The following is a 20752-nucleotide window of genomic DNA, read 5'->3' on the forward strand; positions in this document are numbered from 1 at the left end:
TCACCGCATGCTCGCTTTGGCCGACCCCGAGCTCGACAATGGACCGCGGACCGAGAAGTCCGCGACCATGCGCATGTGCGCGGTCAGCCGCGAAGTGCGGCCGATCGGCGAGCTGATCCGCTTCGTCGTCGGCCCGTCGGGTGAGGTCGTGCCCGACATCAAACGCAAGCTGCCGGGGCGGGGCTTGTGGATCACCGCCTCGCGCCAGGCGGTTGCGGAGGCGGTGCGGCGTCACCATTTCAGCCGAGGCTTCAAGACCAACGTCCGCGTCCCGCCTACCCTTCCCGAAGACCTGGAAGCCTTGCTGGCCCGCAGCGCGATCGAAGCGCTGGGGATTGCCGCCAAGGCCGGCGAGGTCGTCTCCGGTTTCTCCAAGGTGGAAGCGGCGCTGTCGCAGCGGCAGTCACGGTCGACCTTGGCAGCCCTCGTCCATGCTGCGGACGGTGCAGCCGACGGGATCCGCAAGCTCGACGCGCTGGTGCGGCCGAACGCCGAGGGTCAGGGCCAAGCCCCGACAATTCCGATCATCTGCTGTCTCACTTCGGCAGAATTGGATTTGGCACTTGGGCGCTCAAATGTGATACATGCTGCCGTGCTCGCAGGCCCGGCGAGCAGGACATTCCTGTCGCGCAGCCAGACACTGGTCCGATACCGGTCGGCCGACGCTGACAAGATTGCCGGAACCGCGGCCACGAAATCTGCTTCGACTTCGAAGACATAGCGACGAATACGCGACGATTGCACGAATGGGACGGTGCGGCAGACCCGCACGCAGGTAAACGAGATTAGGACGACTGAATGGCCGACAACAACACTCCGGGCGACAAGAAACTGAGTGTCCCGACCAAGACCTTGACGCTGAAGCCGCGCGTCGAGACTGGCACGGTGCGCCAGAGCTTCCCACATGGCCGGAGCAAGCAGGTGGTGGTCGAGAAGCGCGGCACCAAGCGCCGTGTCGGCGATGGGGCGCCCGATGCGCCGCACGCGCCGGAGCCGACCGTCGCCAAGGCGCCGACGCCGCCGCCGGCGAGCAACCGCCCGTCCGGGCCGCGGTCGTCCGGTCCACAGCGCAGCGGCTCCGGCGTCGTGCTCCGCACCCTGACAGAGGACGAGCGCTCGGCGCGCGCCAGCGCGCTGGCCGACGCCCGCGTGCGCGACATCGAGGAACGCCGCCAGGCCGAAGAGGAAGCCCGCCGCCGCGCCGAGCGCGAAGCCGCCGAACGCGCCGAGCGCGAGGCTGCCGAGGCGCGCCGCAAGGCCGAGGAAGAGCGGCACCGTCACGAAGAGGAAGCCAAGCGCAAGGCCGAGCTCGAGGCCAAGAAGCGGTTCGGTGAAGGCGAGGCGCCCCGTCCGGCGACATCCGCGCCGCAGCCCGCCGCCACCGCACCGGCCCGCTCGACGCCCGCCCCCGGCAGGCCCGTCGGCGCACCGGGCAGCCGGCCGCAGCAGATTGGTGGTCCGAGCTCGCGGCCCGGCGGCGCCCAGCCGGCGGGCGCCCGCCCGGCCGGCGCCCGTCCTGCCGCAGGCGGCCCGCTCGGCCGCGCGCCGGCGGCGGTTGCCGCCGGTCCCGACGAGGATGAGGGTCCGCGCCAGATCCGCAGGGGGCCCGGCGGAGCCGCACGTCCCGCGCCGCCGCCGAAGACCACGCACAAGCCGGGTCCGCAGAAGCAGCGCGGCCGCTTGACGGTGGTCACGGCGCTCACGGCCGACGATGTGCGCGAGCGCTCGATCGCATCGTTCCGCCGCCGCACGCAGCGCCTGAAGGGCCATGCCGCCAACGAGCAGAAGGAGAAGCTCGTCCGCGAGGTGACGATTCCGGAAGCCATCACCATCCAGGAGCTGGCGAACCGCATGTCGGAGCGCGCGGTCGACGTGATCCGTCTGCTGATGCGCCAGGGCGCGATGCACAAGATCACCGACGTGATCGATGCCGACACCGCGCAGCTGATCGCGGAAGAACTCGGCCACACGGTCAAGCGCGTCGCCGCCTCGGACGTGGAAGAGGGCCTGTTCGACGTCGTCGACGATTCGACCGACACCGAGCCGCGCTCGCCGGTCGTCACCGTCATGGGCCATGTCGACCACGGCAAGACCTCGCTGCTCGACGCGCTGCGACACGCCAACGTGGTCTCGGGTGAAGCCGGCGGCATCACCCAGCACATCGGCGCCTATCAGGTGACCGCGCCGGATTCCGGCAAGAAGATCACCTTCATCGACACGCCCGGCCACGCCGCGTTCACCGCGATGCGCGCCCGCGGCGCCAAGGTCACCGACATCGTCGTGCTGGTGGTCGCGGCCGATGACGGCGTCATGCCGCAGACGATCGAGGCCATCAACCACGCCAAGGCGGCGAAGGTGCCGATGATCGTGGCGATCAACAAGATCGACAAGCCCGACGCCCGTCCCGAGCGCGTCCGCACCGAGCTGCTGCAGCACGAGGTGCAAGTCGAATCGCTGGGCGGCGAGGTCGTCGACGTCGAGGTGTCCGCCAAGAACAAGACCAATCTCGATCGTCTGCTGGAGATGATCGCGCTGCAGGCCGACATCCTCGACCTCAAGACCAATTCGGATCGCCCGGCCGAAGGCACCGTGATCGAAGCCAAGCTCGATCGCGGCCGTGGTCCGGTCGCCACCGTGCTGGTCCAGCGCGGCACCTTGCGGGTCGGCGACATCATCGTCGCCGGCGCCGAGATGGGTCGCGTCCGCGCCCTGATCTCGGACCAGGGCGAGACGTTGCAGGAGGCAGGCCCGTCGGTGCCGGTCGAGGTGCTCGGCTTCAACGGTCCTCCGGAAGCCGGCGATCGTCTCGCCGTCGTCGAGAACGAAGCCCGCGCCCGCCAGGTCACCAGCTACCGCGCGCACCAGAAGCGCGAGAACGCGGCAGCCTCGATCTCCGGCATGCGCGGTTCGCTCGAGCAGATGATGTCGCAATTGAAGACTGTGGGCCGCAAGGAGTTCCCGCTGATCATCAAGGCCGACGTGCAGGGCTCGCTGGAAGCCATTCTCGGCTCGCTGGAGAAGCTCGGCACCGAGGAGGTCGCCGCCCGCATCCTGCATGCCGGCGTCGGCGGCATCAGCGAGTCCGACGTCACGCTGGCCGAAGGCTTCAACGCCGCGATCATCGGCTTCTCGGTGCGAGCCAACAAGGAAGCGGCCGCACTCGCCAAGCGCAACGGCATCGAGATCCGCTACTACAACATCATCTACGACCTCGTGGATGACGTGAAGAAGGCGATGAGCGGTCTCCTGGCCCCCACGCTTCGGGAAACCATGCTCGGCAATGCGCAGATCCTGGAGGTGTTCAACATCTCCAAGGTCGGCAAGGTCGCCGGCTGCCGCGTCACCGACGGCACTGTCGAACGCGGCGCCAATGTCCGCCTGATCCGCGACAACGTCGTGGTTCACGAGGGCAAGCTGTCGACCCTGAAGCGCTTCAAGGACGAAGTGAAGGAAGTGCAGGCCGGCCAGGAATGCGGCATGGCCTTCGAGAGCTACGGCGACATGCGTGTCGGCGACGTCATCGAGTGTTATCGCGTGGAGACCATCCAGCGCTCGCTGTAAGTCCGAATCCTACAGAGCGCTGCAATTCGAGCGAGCAGCGATTCCGTGAACATGCGGAATCGCCGCGCCTCTTGAACTTAACGAAGCGTCGTTGAACTCAATCAGAATGATCCTCTCGCCCGTGCTCACGCCGGGCGACGATCCATTGGATTTTTGAAAAATGCCTCGCCATCACCAGAGGGGAAGCGCCGCTTCCGGCGGCTCGCAGCGTCAGTTGCGCGTGGCCGAGACCGTGCGTCACGCTGTCGCCGACATTCTCAGCCACGGTGACGTGCACGATCCGGACCTGGAGGGACACATCATCACGGTGCCCGAAGTCCGCATGTCGCCCGACCTGAAGCTCGCCACGATCTACATCATGCCGCTCGGCGGACAGGATACGGACGTCGTGCTCACGGCGCTGGAGCGCAACAAGAAGTTCCTGCGCGGCGACATCGCGCGGCGCGTTAACCTGAAATTTGCACCTGACATCCGCTTCCGCGTCGACGAGCGATTCGACGAAGCGGAACGGATCGAGAAATTACTGCGAACACCCGCGGTGCAGAGAGACCTCAATTCGGATTCGGAAGAGAGCTGATGACCATTCCCCCCGAAACCGGCACTGTCGACGCGCCGAGCGCCGAACCGACCACGGCCAAGACGATCCATTCTGCCGACGGACGCCCGTTGCGCGACAACAATGATCCGCGCAACAAGCAGCGCCAAGGAAACGGTCAGGGCAACCAGCCGCGCCGCGATCGTCGCGACGTCCATGGCTGGGTCGTGCTCGACAAGCCGATCGGCATGACCTCGACCCAGGCCGTGGCGGTGGTGAAGCGCCTGTTCCAGGCAAAGCGCGCCGGCCATGCCGGCACGCTCGATCCGCTCGCCTCCGGCGGCCTGCCGATCGCGCTGGGCGAAGCCACCAAGACGGTCCCCTTCGTGATGGACGGCCGCAAGCGCTACCGCTTCACCGTGACCTGGGGCGAGGAGCGCGATACCGACGACACCGAAGGACGGGTCGTCGAGACCAGCGACAGCCGGCCGGATGCCGCGGCGATCCGGGCGCTGCTGCCGCAATTTACCGGTCGGATCGAGCAGACGCCGCCGCGCTATTCCGCGATCAAGGTCCAGGGCGAGCGCGCCTATGATCTCGCCCGCGACGGCGAGGTCGTCGAGCTGCAGCCGCGCCCGGTCGAGATCCATGAACTGACCCTCGTCGACCAGCCCGACACCGACCATTCGGTATTCGAGGCGGAATGCGGCAAGGGAACCTATGTCCGGGCGCTGGCCCGCGACATGGGCCGCCTCCTCGGCTGTTACGGCCATATCAGCGCGCTCCGGCGGACCCTGGTGGGTCCGTTTACCGAGAACGACATGATTCCGCTGGAACAGTTGGAGGCTTTGTGCAATAGAGCCGCGTCCGGTGAGGGAAGCCTCGCCGACGCACTCCTGCCCGTTGAGACCGCGCTGGACGACATCCCGGCACTGGCCGTCACTCGGGCTGATGCGGCAAGGCTCCACAGGGGCCAGGCCGTTTTGTTGCGCGGACGGGATGCGCCCAATAGTAGCGGCACAGTCTATGTCACGGTCGCAGGCCGCCTTCTGGCGCTTGCCGAAATTGGCAATGGCGAACTCATCCCCAAGCGCGTGTTCAACCTGACCGGACTGACTGCCAGCTCCGGTCGCAACGAAAGAGACTGACGATGTCGGTGACCGCAGAGCGCAAGGCGGAAATCATCAAGGCGAACGCCACCAAGGCCGGTGATACCGGTTCTCCCGAGGTGCAGGTTGCGATCCTGTCGGAACGCATCAACAACCTGACCGGCCATTTCAAGACCCACGGCAAGGACAATCACTCCCGCCGCGGCCTCCTGAAGCTGGTGTCGACCCGCCGTTCGCTGCTGGACTATCTGAAGAAGAACGACGAGGCGCGCTACAAGGCGCTGCTCGAGAAGCACAACATTCGTCGTTGAGCTTCGCTATGGAATGAGCGCGCGCGTCATTGCGCGCGTTGATGACATGATCCTGAGGACGCCGCACGCGCGGCGTTCGCTCATCCGGGATCATGCGGTCTGGCCGGATCTGGAAAGAAGCGGATACGCTCTTCGACTGATCCGACCAGGACCATGCAGTACGCTTCAGCAGCAATCCGGCCGCTGGGCGTGACGGGCAAGGTGCCCGTTATTTACGAGAAGGATGGACGCCATCCGAAATAAGAAAACCATGGCAGGATCGCAGGCCGCTGATCGCATTCCAGCGCCCCGCAATCTTGCGCATGGTTTTTTTGTTTCTGGGGAGTCCGCCTTCGATCATCTCATGAAAGAAGATACCCATGTTTACCAAGCATTCCGTCGAGATCGACTGGGGTGGGCGTCCGCTCAAGCTGGAAACCGGCAAGATCGCCCGCCAGGCTGACGGCGCCGTCGTCGCCACCTATGGCGAGACCGTCGTGCTCGCGACCGTCGTCGCCGCCAAGGCGCCGCGGGAGGGCGTCGACTTCCTGCCCCTGACCGTCGACTATCAGGAAAAGACCTACGCCGCGGGCCGCATTCCCGGCGGCTATTTCAAGCGCGAGGGCCGTCCGACCGAGAAGGAGACGCTGGTCTCCCGCCTGATCGACCGCCCGATTCGCCCGCTGTTCGTCGATGCCTGGCGCAACGAGACCCAGGTGATCGTGACCGTGCTGTCGCACGACATGGAGAACGATCCGGACATCGTCGCGCTGGTCGGCGCGTCGGCAGCGCTGACCTTGTCGGGCGTTCCGTTCAAGGGCCCGATCGGCGCGGCCCGCGTTGGCTTCGCCAATGACGAATATATCCTCAATCCGACCCTCGACGAGATGGCCGACACCCAGCTCGACCTGGTGGTCGCCGGCACCTCGGACGCCGTGCTGATGGTGGAATCGGAGGCCAAGGAGCTCAACGAGGACATCATGCTCGGTGCGGTGATGTTCGGTCACCGTCACTTCCAGCCGGTGATCAACGCGATCATCGAGCTCGCCGAAAAGGCCGCCAAGGAGCCGCGCGACGTCGCGATCATCGACAACGCCGCGATCGAGAAGGAGATGCTCGGGATCGCCGAGCAGGACCTGCGCACCGCCTACGCGATTCCGATCAAGCAGCAGCGCTATGCTGCCGTCGGCGCCGTCAAGGAAAAGGTGATGGCCTACTTCTTCCCCGAGGGGCAGGAGCCGAAATACGACAAGCTCCGTATCGCCGCCGTGTTCAAGGAGCTCGAGGCCAAGATCGTCCGCTGGAACATCCTGGACACCGGCAAGCGTATCGACGGCCGTGACGCCAAGACCGTGCGCAACATCGTCTGCGAGGTCGGCGTGCTGCCCCGCGCCCACGGTTCGGCGCTGTTCACCCGCGGCGAGACCCAGGCGCTGGTCGTGACCACGCTCGGCACCGGCGAGGACGAGCAGTACATCGACGCACTGTCGGGGACGTACAAGGAGACGTTCCTGCTGCACTACAACTTCCCTCCCTACTCCGTTGGTGAGACCGGCCGTCTCGGCGGCACCAAGCGCCGTGAGATCGGCCACGGCAAGCTCGCCTGGCGCGCCATCCACCCGGTGCTGCCGCCGCACCACGAGTTCCCCTACACGACGCGCGTCGTGTCGGAGGTGACCGAGTCCAACGGTTCGTCGTCGATGGCGACCGTGTGCGGCTCCTCGCTGGCGCTGATGGATGCCGGCGTGCCGCTGAAGCGGCCGACCGCGGGCATCGCGATGGGTCTGATCCTGGAAGGCAGCCGCTTCGCCGTGCTGTCCGACATCCTCGGCGACGAGGACCATCTCGGCGACATGGACTTCAAGGTCGCGGGCACCGAGAGCGGCATCACCTCGCTGCAGATGGACATCAAGATCGAGGGCATCACCGAGGAGATCATGCGGGTTGCGCTGGGTCAGGCCCGCGAAGGCCGCATCCACATCCTGGGCGAGATGTCCAAGGCGCTGACCGCCGCGCGCGCCGAGCTCGGCGAATACGCGCCGCGCATCGAGACCTTCAAGATCCCGACCGACAAGATCCGCGAAGTGATCGGCACCGGCGGCAAGGTGATCCGCGAGATCGTCGAGAAGACCGGCGCCAAGGTCAACATCGAGGACGACGGCACCGTGAAGGTCGCCTCCAACGACGGCGAGGCGATGAAGGCCGCCATCAAGTGGATCAAGTCGATCGCCTCCGATCCGGAGGTCGGCCAGATCTATGACGGCACCGTCGTCAAGGTGATGGAGTTCGGTGCCTTCGTGAACTTCTTCGGCACCCGTGACGGCCTCGTGCACATCTCGCAGCTCGCCGACAAGCGCGTGCAGAAGACCACCGACGTCGTCAAGGAAGGCGACAAGGTCAAGGTCAAGCTGCTCGGCTTCGACGACCGCGGCAAGACCCGGCTGTCCATGAAGGCGGTCGACCAGACCACCGGCGAGGATCTCGAGGCCAAGCAGAAGGACGCGCCCGCCGAGGCGCGCGAAGCCGCCGGCGAGTAAAGCCGGGGCACCCTTCGAGTGAAACACAAAGGGCGGCTTTCGAGCCGCCCTTTTTTGTTGTCCTATCGGTCGCACACCCTCGCGCGTCCCAGGTCATGGCTGCGGATGCAGAGGCCAGGCCGTCACCCCGCTTCAGGTCACCCCACATGCACCATCCTGTCATCCGCCCCGCTCGCCCGGACGAATACGACGCCATCGCGAGGCTCTGGATGGAGAGCTGGTGCTCGACCGGGCTGGAGCGCCCGAGCGACACGCTGCTGAGCCTGCTGAAGGAGCGCGTGCCGCGCGAGATGGAGGGTGGCTGGAGCCTCTACGTCGCTGATGACGGCGGCCAGCTCGCGGCGATGCTCGCGATCAACGTTCCCCTGCTCTATCTCGACCAACTGATGATCGCCCCGTCGCATCAGGGCCGCTCGCTCGGCCGCCGCCTGCTCGCCTTCACCCGCGAGCTGCTGCCCGACGAGGTCTGGCTGCGTTGCGCCGAGGGCAACGAGAAGGCGTGGCGCTGGTACGAACGCGAGGGCTTCGTGCTGGAAAAGGAGCAGGCTGATCCGCTGCACGGCCGCATCATGAAATATTATCGATGGAAGCGTGGCGACCGGGCGGCGGACTCATGATCGCGGAGCGTGCAAGCGCGAGTCTTGCGCGTGTCGGCCGGAAACCGTTGCGCGCGCCTTCGCGGGCGAACTAAATTCGGGTTCCCGCTCGCTTCGTCAATCTCGAACCTCCGCCATGTCCGCACCGCTTCTGCTGATCCCCCGTCTTGCGCTCGTCGGTCTCGCTGCTGCCTTCACAACTGCGGCTTGGGCCCAGGCTCCGTCGACGATGGCAGTCCCGGCCAAGGCTGCGCCCGCCGCCAAGAAGTCCTCAGGAAAGAAGCCGGCGGCGAAGCCGATCGCCGTTGAAAGCGGTCCCTGCCGGCTGGGCGTCATTGCCGCGCTCGGCGACCAGCTCGCCGTCAGCAAGTTCGGCCTCACGGTGTTCGAAACCGAAGAGGACGAGGTCACCCTGCCGGGTTGGGGACTGGACGACCTCGCCGTGGCGCGCGTGCGTGCGGCGACCGCCGGCGATCCGACCGTGCGCAGGGTCGGCTATCCCAAAGGCGCGTTCGAGCCCTACTACCATCCGACGTCGCGCTTCCTGCCCGATCCGAAGGAGAGCCTGACCTCGATCGTGCGCAACGTCACCACGAATGCAAATTGCGAACGCTACCTCGTGGTCACCAGGTTCGAGGCGACCATTCCCAACACCACCCTGAGGCTCAGGGGCATTGGCGCTTACAATCAGGGCCTCGGATCACTCATCCGGCACTCGCACCTTTTTGCGAACGTCAACATCACGCTGATCGACGGCCATTCCTACGAGAAGATCGGCTCATTCTCGGCGGATACCGGCGCACGGCTGGCCGAGACCATGAGGCTCACCGAGGATCCCCTCAACAAGCTCGACAATGCCGACTTCCCCGAGCCTCTTGCCGCCGCAGCCACCAGCACCGTGCTACGCGAACGCCTGCGCAGCCTGGTCGCGGCGAAGCTAGATCGCGACCTGCCGAGCTACCTGAAGATCGAATGAGCCGTCGCCCGCTGTCATACGCCTCGAACGGGCTTCACCGTCCGCATTCGTTTCTCCCAGCACGAGTTTTCCCAGTGACGATTTCACGCCTGCTCGCGCCGCTGCTCATTGCCGTGCTCTGGTCGGGCACCAACGCCCTGGCGGAATCGTCACCTGCGCCGCTGAGCGCCAAGCCTGCGGCAAAGCCGGCGGCCGGCGTTGCCAAGGCCGCCAAGCCGGCAAGGGCCGTCCGCGAGGGCGGACCGTGCGAGCTCGGGGTGATCTCAGCGCTTGGCGATGTCTTCACGGTGCAGAAGAACGGCATGACCCGCCTGGGCAACGAGTACGCCGAGGTGCCGGTCTCCTGGGGATTCGACGATATCGTCTATGCGCGCGTGAAAGCAGCCGCGGGTGATGCCGGGATCCGCCGCATCGGCGTCCCCAAGGGGTCATTCGATCCGTTCTATCAGTCACCCCCGATCAAGGCTGAGAACGGGAAGCTCACGCCCATCGTCAGGAGGGTGGCCGGCTCGGCGGGGTGCGCACGCTATCTCGTGATCACCCGCCGGACCGACAGCGAACCCTCGACCAACGACGAGGTCACCGGCGTCGGCGTGATCAATCGGGGCGAGGGTTTTGGCCGGTACAGCCACGTCTTCATCATGATCGACATCCAGCTCTACGATGGAGCGACGTTCGAGACGCGCGAGCCCGCCACGAGTTCCAAGGCGCTGCTCTCACGGCTGACGTCCGGCGTCGGACCGCCGTCTCATGCCGGCGACGTCGACAACTCCGCATTTCCCGCCTCGCCGCCGGATGCCGCGAACAACAACGTGCTGCGTGACATGGCGCGTTCGATGCTCAAGTTCCGGCTCGACCAGCGCCTGCCGGCCTATTTCGGGCGCGAATAGAACCATCAGCTCGGCGCGTCATAGCCGGATCTTAAGCACCGCATGGCCTGACTGCTGGACGAGGCCGGACGGCGTCGCGTTGATGCCGTAGCGAACGCTGAGGTCGAGGCGGTCGTTGCCCGCAGCGACAAGACCAAGCCCGGCCGAGTAGACCCAGGGCGACAGGTTGAGGCCACGGGTGACGAAGCCGTCGCCGCCGCCGGAGAAGGCGGCGCCGATCTGCAATGCCTGGTTCAGCGCGTTGTAGCCGACGCCGACATCGCTGATCAGACGAACCTGCGTTGTCGGCGCATAGACCGCTTTCAGCTGCGCCGTCGTCACGAATTCCTGATAGACTTGAGGATCGACGTTGAGGCTGAAACCGCCGGCACCGCCTTCCCGATAGGAGCCGCTGCGAACCGTGCCGTAGTCCAGGCGCAGTGCAGGAACGAGCGCGAGGTCGTCTCGCAGCGGAATGCGGGTCTTGATGCCCGCACCGGCGTGGCCGCTGTAGGAACGATAGCTGCCGCCGGCGGACGCGCCCATGAAGTTCAGCGACCGGCTTTCGCCGTTGTCGCTCGATCCGCCGTCGAGCTGATAGTCGAAGGTGACATCAGAAGTGACGGCGTAGGCCCCATAGAGCCCGAGCTGATAGGAGGCGAGACCGAGACGGTTTGGCACCGCATCGTCGCTTCCGGTGATCGTGTGATGAGAATAGCCAAGAACGCCGCCGATGATGGCGCGGGACGAGACGGCGACATCGGCGCCGAGCGCCAGACCCGCGCCGGCGGCACTATACCCGGGAACACCATCACGTCCCGTCTGCTGCGTGGTGCCGCCGAGAGGCTGCATCCAGACATTGCGGCCAGCAGCCCAGCCGATGCTGCTGACATCATCGAGCCTGTTGGTCATCGTCTGCCGGAACGCCTGCTGGCTGACATAGGTCGCCTGCGACGCCGCCCCGGTCAGCACCGGCAGCGCCTGCTTGACGGCGGCACTGAGCGAGGGACCGCTGAGATTGTCGAGCGCGGCAAATCCCGAGACCATCGATCCGCTCCAGCCGGCCGACGTCATCGACAGCCGGTACAGCACGTCGGCGGCTTCCAGGCCGACGCGGCCGCCGGCCGACCGAAGCGCAGTGCCATAGGGCTGGATCAGCGACATCGTCGCCAGATCGCCGGTCATGCTTCCCGTGAGATCATACGTCGAGGTGACCATCTGCGCATTCGACGCAGTGCCGCTCATCGCGCCATAGAGGCTGGTCAGGCTGCCACGCGACAGCGTATTGAACAGCACGCTTCCCTCCGGGGTGACCGAGCCGAGCAGGGTGAAGCCACCGGCCGTGCTGCCGGTCGGCGCGACGCCCGCGCCCCAGAAATAGCCGTTCTGATAGTTGGTGATGACGAAGCGGCCCGGCGCCTGCGTGCCGAACAATGTCGGACTGACGATCCGCCACGGCGTGCCGGCGGTCCATGCCCATTGCGGGACGGAGTTGGCCGGCACCGGTGCTGACGGCGGCGGCGTGAAGGTCGCGGGATCATAGGGCAGCATGTAGGCCCAATGCGTCACCAGCAGGCTGTCGCCGGTGATCATCTGCATTTCCATGCTGGTCACGCCGTTGACGTTGCGCATATAGCCGAGCCCGACGGTCGCAGTGCCGCCGCCGGTCGGCGTGAACAGCATGGTGATCTGGCCGCTGGTGGTGACGAAGCCCTGGATGGTCGAGGTGTCCGTCAGCAGCGCCGGGCCGATCCTGAGCTGCGCGACGCTGGTGCCGGTGAAGGCGCCGTTGGTCGCGGTGCCCAGGGTCCACAACGTCTGGTCACCGATCGGGACCGGATTGGAGAAGCCCGTCTTCGGCGACAGGTAGGCGAGCAGTTGCGCCGTCGGCACATACCAGTTGGTGTTGGAGATCGTGGAGTCCCAGACGCTCGATTGCGCCTTCGCCGGCCCTGCGCCCCCTGCCGCAAGCACGATGCCGGTCATCGCGCAGAGAGCGATGACACGGACTTTCGAACGCAGCATCAATCGCCCCCACGACTTGTCTTGCTGCCGGCGCGAGCGTCTGGCTGACGGCCGCGGCCGATGCACCGGTCATGATGCATCGCAGCGTCATCGCAACAGCCAACCGCAAGAGTTGCGCCAATGCCTCCTGATTAGCCGTTCAGGAACATTGTCTTCAACTGGGAAAATTTGGGTCGATCGGAGGACGGAGTCTCGCGCCCCCCGATACCGCCGATGCGCGCGGAGGTCAGTCCGCCTTGAGATCCTCGGGGCGCGGCATCGAGATCACGTTATATCCAGAGTCGACGTAGTGGATCTCGCCGGTGACGCCACCGGACAGCTCCGACAACAGATACAGCGCGGAGCCGCCAAGCTCCTCCAGGGTCACGCCGCGGCCGAGCGGCGAGTGCTTCTGCTGGAACGCGAACATGAAGCGGGCGTCGCCGATGCCCGAGCCCGCCAGCGTGCGCACCGGGCCGGCCGAGATCGCGTTGACGCGGATGCTGCGGCGGCCGTAATCGGCGGCAAGATAGCGCACCGAGGCTTCCAACGCGGCCTTGGCGACACCCATCACGTTGTAGTTCGGCATCACGCGGTTGGAGCCGTCGAAGGTCAAGGTGATCATGCTGCCGCCGCTCTCCGGCATCAGCTCGGCGGCGCGCTTGGCGATCTCGGTGAAGGAGAAGCAGGAGATCAGCATCGTGCGCGCAAAATTCTCGCGCGACGTGTCGGCATAGCGGCCCTTGAGCTCGTTCTTGTCCGAGAAAGCGACGGCGTGGACGATGAAGTCGAGCCCGCCCCAGGCTTCGCGCAGCGAACTGAACACGCCATCGACGCTGGCGATGTCCTCGACGTCGCAAGGCAGCACGTGCTTGACGCCGAGCTCGTCGGCCAACGGGCGGACGCGCTTGCCGAGCGCGTCGCCCTGATAGGTGAAGGCCATCTCGGCGCCATGCGCAGCCAGCGTCTTGGCGATGCCCCAGGCGATCGAATGGTCGTTGGCGATGCCCATCACAAGCCCGCGCTTGCCCTTCATCAGACCCTGCATGATGTCTCTCCTTCGTCATGCCGGGATCGGCCCAGCCAGGATGATCGTTCCGCCTTCGAGACGCCAATGGCCGGACATCGGTGCGAAGAATGAGCTTCGCGCTGCTGCCCGGCCATGATGCCGACGAAACCAGTGCTATTGAAATCTTAAGCGTCGAGCTGCTTGAACACCAGCGTCGCGTTGGTGCCGCCGAAGCCGAACGAGTTCGACAGCACGGTGCCGAGCTTGGCGTTGTCGATGCGCTTGCGCACGATCGGCATGTCGGCGAAGGCGGGATCGAGCTCGGTGATGTTGGCGCTCTCGCAGATGAAGCCGTTCTTCATCATCAGCAGCGAATAGATCGCCTCCTGGACGCCGGTGGCGCCGAGCGAGTGGCCGGTCAGCGCCTTGGTGGCGGCGATCGGCGGGCACTTCTCGCCCGATCCGAACACCTTGCGGATCGCCTCGATCTCCGGCGGATCGCCGGCCGGCGTCGAGGTCGCGTGCGGATTGATGTAGTCGATCTTCGTCTTCACGGTCGACAGCGCCATCTTCATGCAGCGCTCGGCGCCTTCGCCCGACGGCGCCACCATGTCGTAGCCGTCCGAGGTCGCGCCGTAGCCCGCGATCTCGCCGTAGATCTTGGCGCCGCGCGCCTTGGCATGCTCAAGCTCTTCCAGCACGAGGACGCCGGCGCCGCCGGCGATCACGAAGCCGTCGCGCGTGACGTCATAGGGCCGCGACGCGGTCGCGGGCGTGTCATTGTGCTTCGACGACATCGCGCCCATCGCGTCGAACAGCACCGACAGCGTCCAGTCGAGCTCCTCGCAGCCGCCGGCGAACATCACGTCCTGCTTGCCGTACTGGATCATCTCGTAGGAATTGCCGATGCAATGATTGGACGTCGCGCAGGCCGAGGAGATCGAGTAGTTGACGCCCTTGATCTTGAACCAGGTCGCCAGCGTCGCCGAGGCCGTCGACGACATCGCCTTCGGCACGGCGAACGGACCGACGCGCTTCGGGCCCTTGGTGCGGGTGATGTCGGCCGCTTCCACCAGCGTGCGCGTCGAGGGCCCGCCGGAGCCCATGATGATGCCGGTTCTGACGTTGGAGACGTCGGTCGGCTCCAGCCCGGAATCGAGGATGGCCTGCTCCATGGCGACGTGATTCCACGCGGCGCCCTCGCCGAGGAAGCGCATGGCGCGGCGGTCGACCACGTCCGCGGGATTCAGCGTCGGCGCGCCTTGCACCTGCGAACGAAACCCAAGCTCGGCATATTTCTCAGCACGGGAGATGCCGGACTTCGCCTCGTACAGGCTGGCAAGCACCTCCTGGGTGTTGTTGCCGATCGATGAGACGATGCCCATGCCCGTGATGACAACCCGCCTCATGATGTCCGCCTCACCTTGCTCGTGTGTTGTGTTGCAGTCGTGCCTGCTGCACTGTCTGTGGTCGCAGCCTGCCGGTTCAAGTCGGCGCGGCGTCCTGCTTGAACAGGCCGACCTTCAGGTCCTTGGCGCGATAGATAATCTCGCCATCCATCGAAAGCCACCCGTCGGCAATACCGAGCACCAGCTTTGAGCGCATCACGCGCTTGATGTCGACGTTGTACACAACCTTGCGGGCGGTCGGCAGAACCTGGCCGGAAAACTTGAGATCGCCGAGGCCCAGCGCGCGGCCGCGCCCTGCTCCGCCCGTCCAGCCGAGGTAGAAGCCGACCATCTGCCACATCGCATCGAGGCCGAGACAGCCTGGCATCACCGGATCATTCTTGAAATGGCATCCGAAGAACCAGAGATCCGGCTTCACGTCGAGCTCGGCGCGGACGACACCCTTGCCGTACTCGCCGCCGGTCTCGGAGATCTCGACGATCCGATCGAACATCAGCATCGGCGGCAGCGGCAGTTGCGCATTGCCGGGGCCGAACAGCTCCCCGCGGCCGCAGGCCAGCAGGTCCTCGTATTCATATGCGCTGCGCCGATCCAGCATGCTTGGTGGCCTTTCTCAACGATCCCCGGTGGAATTTGTGCCGCGCGACATGGACCCTTCCCGCGCGCCGCCCCCTTCCGCGCCGCGCTGGCCGGTCATCGCGTCGGCACGAAGGCTGGGCCATCGCACCTGGCGAACATGACCGCTGTCGGCGGCGGGCTTAACGACGCCTGGATTCGCGCACATGGCCATCACGGCCGCCGGCGCTCACCATGGCAGGGCAAATCGGGTCCGGGCGCTCTCTAACATAGAGGATTGCGGCGTCAATGCGCGTATCCAGGTAAATCGACGCAGCACCGGGCCCCGCGCCCGAACCGGGCGGCAAATGCAGTTTAGGGGCGTTCTAGATACGTTAGTTGCGATAAGCTTGCATCTGAATGGGTTTCTTCCTATATCAGTTGTGGATGAGAGCGAATTGTGCGGTGCTTGAAGTGGATGTCAGCAACAACGCCTCGATGAATGGTCATGATCGCGGCAACCCGGATCTCGGGAACGGCCGGCAGCCGGCACTCAATGGCTGCCCATGGCACGACGTCAACGAGATGCTGCAGGCGGCCGGGCTGCGCCCGACTCGCCAGCGCATGGCCTTGGGCTGGCTGTTGTTCGGCAAAGGTGCGCGGCATCTGACCGCCGAAATGCTCTATGAGGAAGCGACGCTGGCCAAGGTTCCGGTCTCGCTCGCCACGGTCTATAATACGCTGAACCAGCTGACCGACGCCGGTCTGCTGCGCCAGGTCAGCGTTGACGGCACCAAGACCTATTTCGATACCAACGTCACCGCCCACCATCACTTCTATCTCGAGAACAACCACGAGCTGGTCGACATCCCTGACCAGCATCTGGCGTTGTCGAAGCTGCCGGAGGCGCCCGAAGGTTACGAGATCGCCCGGATCGACATGGTCGTCCGGCTGCGCAAGAAGCGTTGAGCCTCCGGAACATCGTCATCGAAGCATCAAGCCCGCAGCCGCTGCGGGCATTTTTGTGTCGGGCGTGCGTCAGGATAGAGGTCAGCGCATGGCGCTGACCTGGGCTTTCAATTGACCTGCTCGTCGGCGTAGACGCCCCACAGCCGCTGCTGCTGGATCCAGCCTTCGAAACCATTGCCGAGCACGTGGCACCAGCCGTTGCCGCATTTCTTCACTTGCGCGACGACGCCGGCCTGCAGCCGCGCGGTGATCCCGCTCGTGGCGTCGGCGCTCTCATAGATCGGGGCGAGATCGTCCTTGTTCTTCATCGTGACCACCGCCGTGCGGCGCCCCGACAGCAAGGAGTGATAGACCCACCCCTCCGAGCCTTCGGAATCGCGCACGCGACGCCAGTTCTCATATTCCGCGGTGATCTCGACCGGGAGGCCGGAGCGCGTATAGACCCAGGCCACGTCGTTGTCCTTGGTCGGACCGGCGCGAACGTTCACATGATCCGACTTCAAGCTGACATAGCGCGGCACCGGCAGGCCGCTGGTGGTGAGAACGGAGTCCTTCGCCGCAACGCGGCCCCTGCCGACGGCAACGTCGAACAGACAGACCAGCAGCACCACGACAGCACCCAAACGCCACAACGTCGATTTACTCAACTTACTCTCCCTCGAAAGGATCGACCCGCGCTCCGATCAAAGCGGATTGCGTTGCGATCCTTCGCCCGATCCCCATCGAACCGCCCGGCTGCCCCCCTTCGTGCTCGGAGAGGGCTTGCCGAAAGCGCCAGTCCCGACCCGCCGTTGGCTTCTTGTCTTGGCCCGGCCTTCTGCTAGACAGGACCGAACACAAGCGGCCAGGAAGCGCCTGAGAATCGCTCGCGAAGCCCTGTCAGGGACGGATCGGCCCACCTGCGAGATCCGACACGACCAGTCCAGGGAAGCGCCGCTCTCAGGCGACGACGGTAGTTTCGGCGAACCCGGTTAATGAGGTCTGAAGGATCTCATGAGAGCAGCACATGTCAGGTAGGAAAAAGCCCCTCGTCGTGGTGACACGCAAGCTGCCGGACTCGGTCGAGACCCGCATGCGCGAGCTGTTCGACGCCAGGCTCAATCTCGACGACGAGCCGATGAGCCAGGAGCAGCTCGCCGATGCCGTGCGCACCGCCGAGGTGCTGGTTCCGACGGTCACCGACCACATCAGCGCCGACATTCTCAATCAGCCCGAGTGCAAGCTGCGCATGATCGCCAACTTCGGCAACGGCGTCGACAACATCGACGTCGCCGCGGCCGTCGCGCGCGGCATCACCGTCACCAACACGCCGAAGGTCCTCACCGAGGACACCGCCGACATGACCATGGCGCTGATCCTCGCCGTGCCGCGGCGGCTGATCGAGGGCGCCTCGGTGCTCACCGAGGGCAAGAACTGGGCGGGCTGGTCGCCGACCTGGATGCTCGGCCACCGCATCGGCGGCAAGCGGCTCGGCATCATCGGCATGGGCCGCATCGGCCAGGCGGTGGCGCGGCGCGCCCGCGCCTTCGGCCTGCAGATCCACTATCACAACCGCCGACCGGTCGCGCCGGTGATCGCCGACGAGCTCGGCGCCACCTATTGGGAGAGCCTCGACCAGATGCTGGCGCGGATGGACATCATCTCGGTCAACTGCCCGCATACGCCGGCGACGTTCCATCTCCTGTCGGCGCGCCGGCTCAAGCTGATCCGCAAGGACGCCTACATCGTCAACACCGCGCGCGGCGAGGTGATCGACGAGGAGACGCTGACGCGGCTGATCGAAGCCGGCGACATCGCCGGCGCCGGCCTCGACGTGTTCGAGCACGAGCCAGCGGTGAACCCGCGCCTGGTGCGGCTCGCCAAAGCCGGCAAGGTGACCCTGTTGCCGCACATGGGCTCGGCCACGATCGAGGGCCGCGTCGAGATGGGCGAGAAGGTCATCATCAACATCAAGACCTTCCTCGACAACCACCGCCCACCGGACCGCGTGCTGCCGAGCATGCTGTAGGCCGACCAGCCATCTCAGCAATCGGTGTCGACCCTGCGAACGCAGGACCCATACCGCGCGATGTCTGAAAACGGGCACGCGGCTGATCGCGCATAACGTATTCAGTTCGGTGGCTATGGATCCCGGCTCAAGGCCGGGACGACAGCTCGGTCCGGCCGCCCGCCCGCTTCCGCCACTCGCCGACGAAAGACACGAACGCTGCCAGCGCCGGCGGTGGTTGGCGTCGGCTCGGATAATACAGATACGGCCCGGGGAACGGCGGACACCAATCGTTGAGCACGCTGACGAGGCGGCCATCCGCCAGCGCATCACGCACATGTCCTTCGAAGGTCGCCCAATAGCCAACGCCGTCACAGGCGGCACGGAAGGCCAGACCGAGCTGGACCGCGATCAGCCGAGCCGGCGGTGCGATCCTGATCACCTGCCCGTCCTTCTCGAACTCCCATTCCAGCATCGCACCGGACGAGAAGCGCGTCCGAATGCAGCCATGCTGCAGCAGGTCGCGCGGATGCGCGGGACGGCCATGCTGCGCAACATATTGCGGTGAGGCGACGATGGCGTAGCGCTGCGTTTCGCCGAGCGGTACGGCGATCATGTCCTGCGCCAGGTGCTCGCCATAGCGCACGCCGGCATCGAACCCGGCCTGCACGATGTCGACAAAGCCGCTGTCGGCGACGATCTCGAGCTCGATCAGCGGATAGGCCTGAAGGAACGGCGCGACCATCGGCGCCAGCACCAGATCGACCGCAGGCGGCGGCGCATTGATGCGCAGGCGTCCCGCCGCGACCTGCTGCTGGCCGCGCACCTGATGGATCGCCGCTTCGATCTCGGACAGCGCAGGCTCGAGCCGTGCCAGCAGCGCCTCGCCGGCCTGCGTCAGGCCGGCGCTTCGCGTGGTCCGGTTGAGCAGCCGGACGCCGAGCCGCTGCTCCAGCTCCTTGAGCCGCTGGCTCAGGCTGGATGCCGCGAGCCCCTGCTCGCGCGCGGCGCGGCGGAAATTGCCGCTGCGAGCCACGGCAGCAAAGGCTTGAAGATCACGGAGGTCCGGCTCGCTCATTGTTCGGCATGCTGAACAGTCCATTCGGAATTGTCCAGCTTTTCGAACCGCGGAAATCCGCCGATATCCGCGTTGTCCGGGCGGACCAGCAGGCCGCCTGCGCCAGCAAGAGGAGATTGATCATGCAAACCCGCCAACTCGGCTCGACCGGCCCCGAGGTTTCGGTCATCGGACTAGGCTGCATGGGCATGTCGGACTTCTACGGCCCTACCGACCGGTCCGAGAGCATCGCCACCATCCACGCCGCGCTCGACGCCGGCATCACGCTGCTCGACACCGGCGACTTCTACGGGATGGGCCACAACGAGATGCTGATCCGCGAGGCGCTGGCCTCGGCCGGTCCGCGCAACGTGCAGATCTCCGTGAAGTTCGGCGCGCTGCGCGGCCCCGACAGGAGCTGGCTCGGCTATGACAGCCGGCCCGAGGCCATCAGGACCTTCCTGTCCTATTCGCTGCAGCGGCTCGGCGTCGACGCCATCGACATCTATCGCCCGGCGCGGCTCGATCCCAAGGTGCCGATCGAGGAGACCATCGGCACGATGGCCGAGCTGAAACAGGCCGGCTACATCCGGCATATCGGGTTGTCGGAGGTCGGTTCCGAGACGATCCGCCGGGCGCACAAGGTGCACCCGATCGCGGATCTGCAAATCGAATATTCGCTGATCTCGCGCGGCATCGAGAGCGACATCCTGCAAACCTGCCGCGAGCTCGGCATCGGCATCACCGCCTACGGCGTGCTGTCGCGCGGACTGATCAGCGGCCACTGGTCGAAGGACCGCGCCAATGCCGCTGATTTCCGTGGCCATTCGCCGCGTTTCCAGGGCGACAATCTCGACCGGAATCTTACCCTCGTGGACACGCTGCGCAGCATCGCCGACGAGGTCGGCGCCACGCCGGCGCAGGTCGCGATCGCCTGGGTGGCCGCGCAGGGCAACGACATCGTCCCGCTGGTCGGCGCCCGCCGCCGCGACCGCCTCGACGAGGCGCTCGGCGCGCTCTGCGTCAAGCTCACCGAAGTGCAACTCGCTGCGCTCGACAAGGCCTTCCCGATTGGCGTCGCGGCAGGCGAACGCTATCCGGAGTCGCAGCTGGTCCACATGGACAGTGAGCGCGGGAAGCGAATGTGAGCCGAGACCGGGCAAGCCCCTCGGCGTCGTCCCGGCGAACGCCGGGACCCATATCGCGTGACGTCTGAAACGGGCAGGCCGTCAATTCCGCGCGCCTCATCACGTTCACGGAGTATGGATCCCGGATCGGCGCCGCGCCGA

19 protein-coding genes are annotated in these 20752 nt (G+C 65.9%); 12 read left to right on the top strand and 7 right to left on the bottom strand.

Annotated features, from left to right (window positions below; translation table 11 throughout):
- Positions 1 to 7 precede the first annotated feature (7 nt).
- From ACQR1X_RS12565 to rpsO, 5 genes are all read left to right on the top strand, one after another.
- Positions 8 to 721, top strand: a complete 714-nt coding sequence (locus ACQR1X_RS12565) for an RNA-binding protein (protein ID WP_315803932.1) — start codon at positions 8 to 10, stop codon at positions 719 to 721.
- Between the two features lie 77 nt (positions 722 to 798).
- Positions 799 to 3561: a translation initiation factor IF-2 gene (gene infB / locus ACQR1X_RS12570; RefSeq protein ID WP_315803933.1), complete on the top strand. Its 2763-nt coding sequence runs from the start codon at positions 799 to 801 to the stop codon at positions 3559 to 3561.
- 160 nt (positions 3562 to 3721) lie between these two features.
- Entirely contained in the window at positions 3722 to 4138 is a 417-nt protein-coding gene (gene rbfA, locus ACQR1X_RS12575) for a 30S ribosome-binding factor RbfA (protein ID WP_315716923.1), read from the top strand.
- Entirely contained in the window at positions 4138 to 5244 is a 1107-nt protein-coding gene (gene truB, locus ACQR1X_RS12580; protein ID WP_315803934.1) for a tRNA pseudouridine(55) synthase TruB, read from the top strand. Before rbfA ends, truB begins: the two co-directional genes overlap by 1 nt.
- Positions 5245 to 5246: 2 nt before the next feature.
- Entirely contained in the window at positions 5247 to 5516 is a 270-nt protein-coding gene (gene rpsO / locus ACQR1X_RS12585) for a 30S ribosomal protein S15 (RefSeq protein ID WP_015663225.1), read from the top strand.
- A gap of 208 nt (positions 5517 to 5724) precedes the next feature.
- On the opposite strand, the gene ACQR1X_RS12590 is transcribed toward rpsO, so the two are convergent.
- Positions 5725 to 5877, bottom strand: a complete 153-nt coding sequence (locus tag ACQR1X_RS12590; RefSeq protein WP_315803935.1) for a hypothetical protein — start codon at positions 5875 to 5877, stop codon at positions 5725 to 5727.
- On the opposite strand from ACQR1X_RS12590, the gene pnp reads away from it, so the two are divergent.
- The 4 genes from pnp (at position 5876) to ACQR1X_RS12610 (ending at position 10494) form a co-directional block, all read left to right on the top strand.
- On the top strand, positions 5876 to 8032 hold the full coding sequence (gene pnp / locus ACQR1X_RS12595) for a polyribonucleotide nucleotidyltransferase (RefSeq protein WP_315803936.1): 2157 nt from the start codon (positions 5876 to 5878) through the stop codon (positions 8030 to 8032). The two genes, ACQR1X_RS12590 and pnp, sit on opposite strands and share 2 nt — an antisense overlap.
- A 146-nt stretch (positions 8033 to 8178) precedes the next feature.
- Positions 8179 to 8649 (top strand): GNAT family N-acetyltransferase, encoded by a 471-nt coding sequence (locus ACQR1X_RS12600; RefSeq protein WP_434882301.1) that lies wholly within the window; start codon positions 8179 to 8181, stop codon positions 8647 to 8649.
- Between the two features lie 115 nt (positions 8650 to 8764).
- Entirely contained in the window at positions 8765 to 9604 is an 840-nt protein-coding gene (locus ACQR1X_RS12605) for a hypothetical protein (RefSeq protein WP_434882300.1), read from the top strand.
- 74 nt (positions 9605 to 9678) lie between these two features.
- On the top strand, positions 9679 to 10494 hold the full coding sequence (locus tag ACQR1X_RS12610; protein WP_434882299.1) for a hypothetical protein: 816 nt from the start codon (positions 9679 to 9681) through the stop codon (positions 10492 to 10494).
- Positions 10495 to 10512: 18 nt separating this feature from the next.
- Here the strand turns inward: ACQR1X_RS12610 and ACQR1X_RS12615 are convergent, their stop codons facing one another.
- From ACQR1X_RS12615 to fabA, 4 genes are all read right to left on the bottom strand, one after another.
- Positions 10513 to 12498: an autotransporter outer membrane beta-barrel domain-containing protein gene (locus ACQR1X_RS12615; RefSeq protein WP_434882298.1), complete on the bottom strand. Its 1986-nt coding sequence runs from the start codon at positions 12496 to 12498 to the stop codon at positions 10513 to 10515.
- A 226-nt stretch (positions 12499 to 12724) separates the two neighbouring features.
- A complete protein-coding gene (gene fabI, locus ACQR1X_RS12620) occupies positions 12725 to 13525 on the bottom strand; it encodes an enoyl-ACP reductase FabI (protein ID WP_434882297.1) in 801 nt (266 codons plus the stop codon).
- Between the two features lie 146 nt (positions 13526 to 13671).
- Complete coding sequence (gene fabB / locus ACQR1X_RS12625) at positions 13672 to 14895, bottom strand: beta-ketoacyl-ACP synthase I (RefSeq protein WP_315803942.1); 1224 nt, start codon at positions 14893 to 14895, stop codon at positions 13672 to 13674.
- A 76-nt stretch (positions 14896 to 14971) separates the two neighbouring features.
- Positions 14972 to 15493: a 3-hydroxyacyl-[acyl-carrier-protein] dehydratase FabA gene (fabA, locus tag ACQR1X_RS12630; protein ID WP_316215371.1), complete on the bottom strand. Its 522-nt coding sequence runs from the start codon at positions 15491 to 15493 to the stop codon at positions 14972 to 14974.
- A gap of 455 nt (positions 15494 to 15948) precedes the next feature.
- Here fabA and irrA point away from each other — a divergent pair, with 455 nt between their 5' ends.
- Positions 15949 to 16419: an iron response transcriptional regulator IrrA gene (irrA, locus tag ACQR1X_RS12635; protein WP_316215567.1), complete on the top strand. Its 471-nt coding sequence runs from the start codon at positions 15949 to 15951 to the stop codon at positions 16417 to 16419.
- A gap of 107 nt (positions 16420 to 16526) precedes the next feature.
- Here the strand turns inward: irrA and ACQR1X_RS12640 are convergent, their stop codons facing one another.
- Entirely contained in the window at positions 16527 to 17012 is a 486-nt protein-coding gene (locus tag ACQR1X_RS12640; RefSeq protein ID WP_434838888.1) for an SH3 domain-containing protein, read from the bottom strand.
- 413 nt (positions 17013 to 17425) lie between these two features.
- Here ACQR1X_RS12640 and ACQR1X_RS12645 point away from each other — a divergent pair, with 413 nt between their 5' ends.
- On the top strand, positions 17426 to 18427 hold the full coding sequence (locus tag ACQR1X_RS12645; protein WP_315803944.1) for a 2-hydroxyacid dehydrogenase: 1002 nt from the start codon (positions 17426 to 17428) through the stop codon (positions 18425 to 18427).
- A gap of 127 nt (positions 18428 to 18554) precedes the next feature.
- On the opposite strand, the gene ACQR1X_RS12650 is transcribed toward ACQR1X_RS12645, so the two are convergent.
- Complete coding sequence (locus ACQR1X_RS12650; RefSeq protein WP_434898948.1) at positions 18555 to 19484, bottom strand: LysR family transcriptional regulator; 930 nt, start codon at positions 19482 to 19484, stop codon at positions 18555 to 18557.
- Between the two features lie 122 nt (positions 19485 to 19606).
- Between ACQR1X_RS12650 and ACQR1X_RS12655 the strand changes: the two genes are divergently transcribed.
- Complete coding sequence (locus ACQR1X_RS12655) at positions 19607 to 20611, top strand: aldo/keto reductase (protein WP_316179020.1); 1005 nt, start codon at positions 19607 to 19609, stop codon at positions 20609 to 20611.
- Positions 20612 to 20752 lie beyond the last annotated feature (141 nt).

Origin of the sequence: Bradyrhizobium sp. HKCCYLRH3073 (genome assembly GCF_051167995.1) — a bacterium.
Classification (GTDB): domain Bacteria; phylum Pseudomonadota; class Alphaproteobacteria; order Rhizobiales; family Xanthobacteraceae; genus Bradyrhizobium.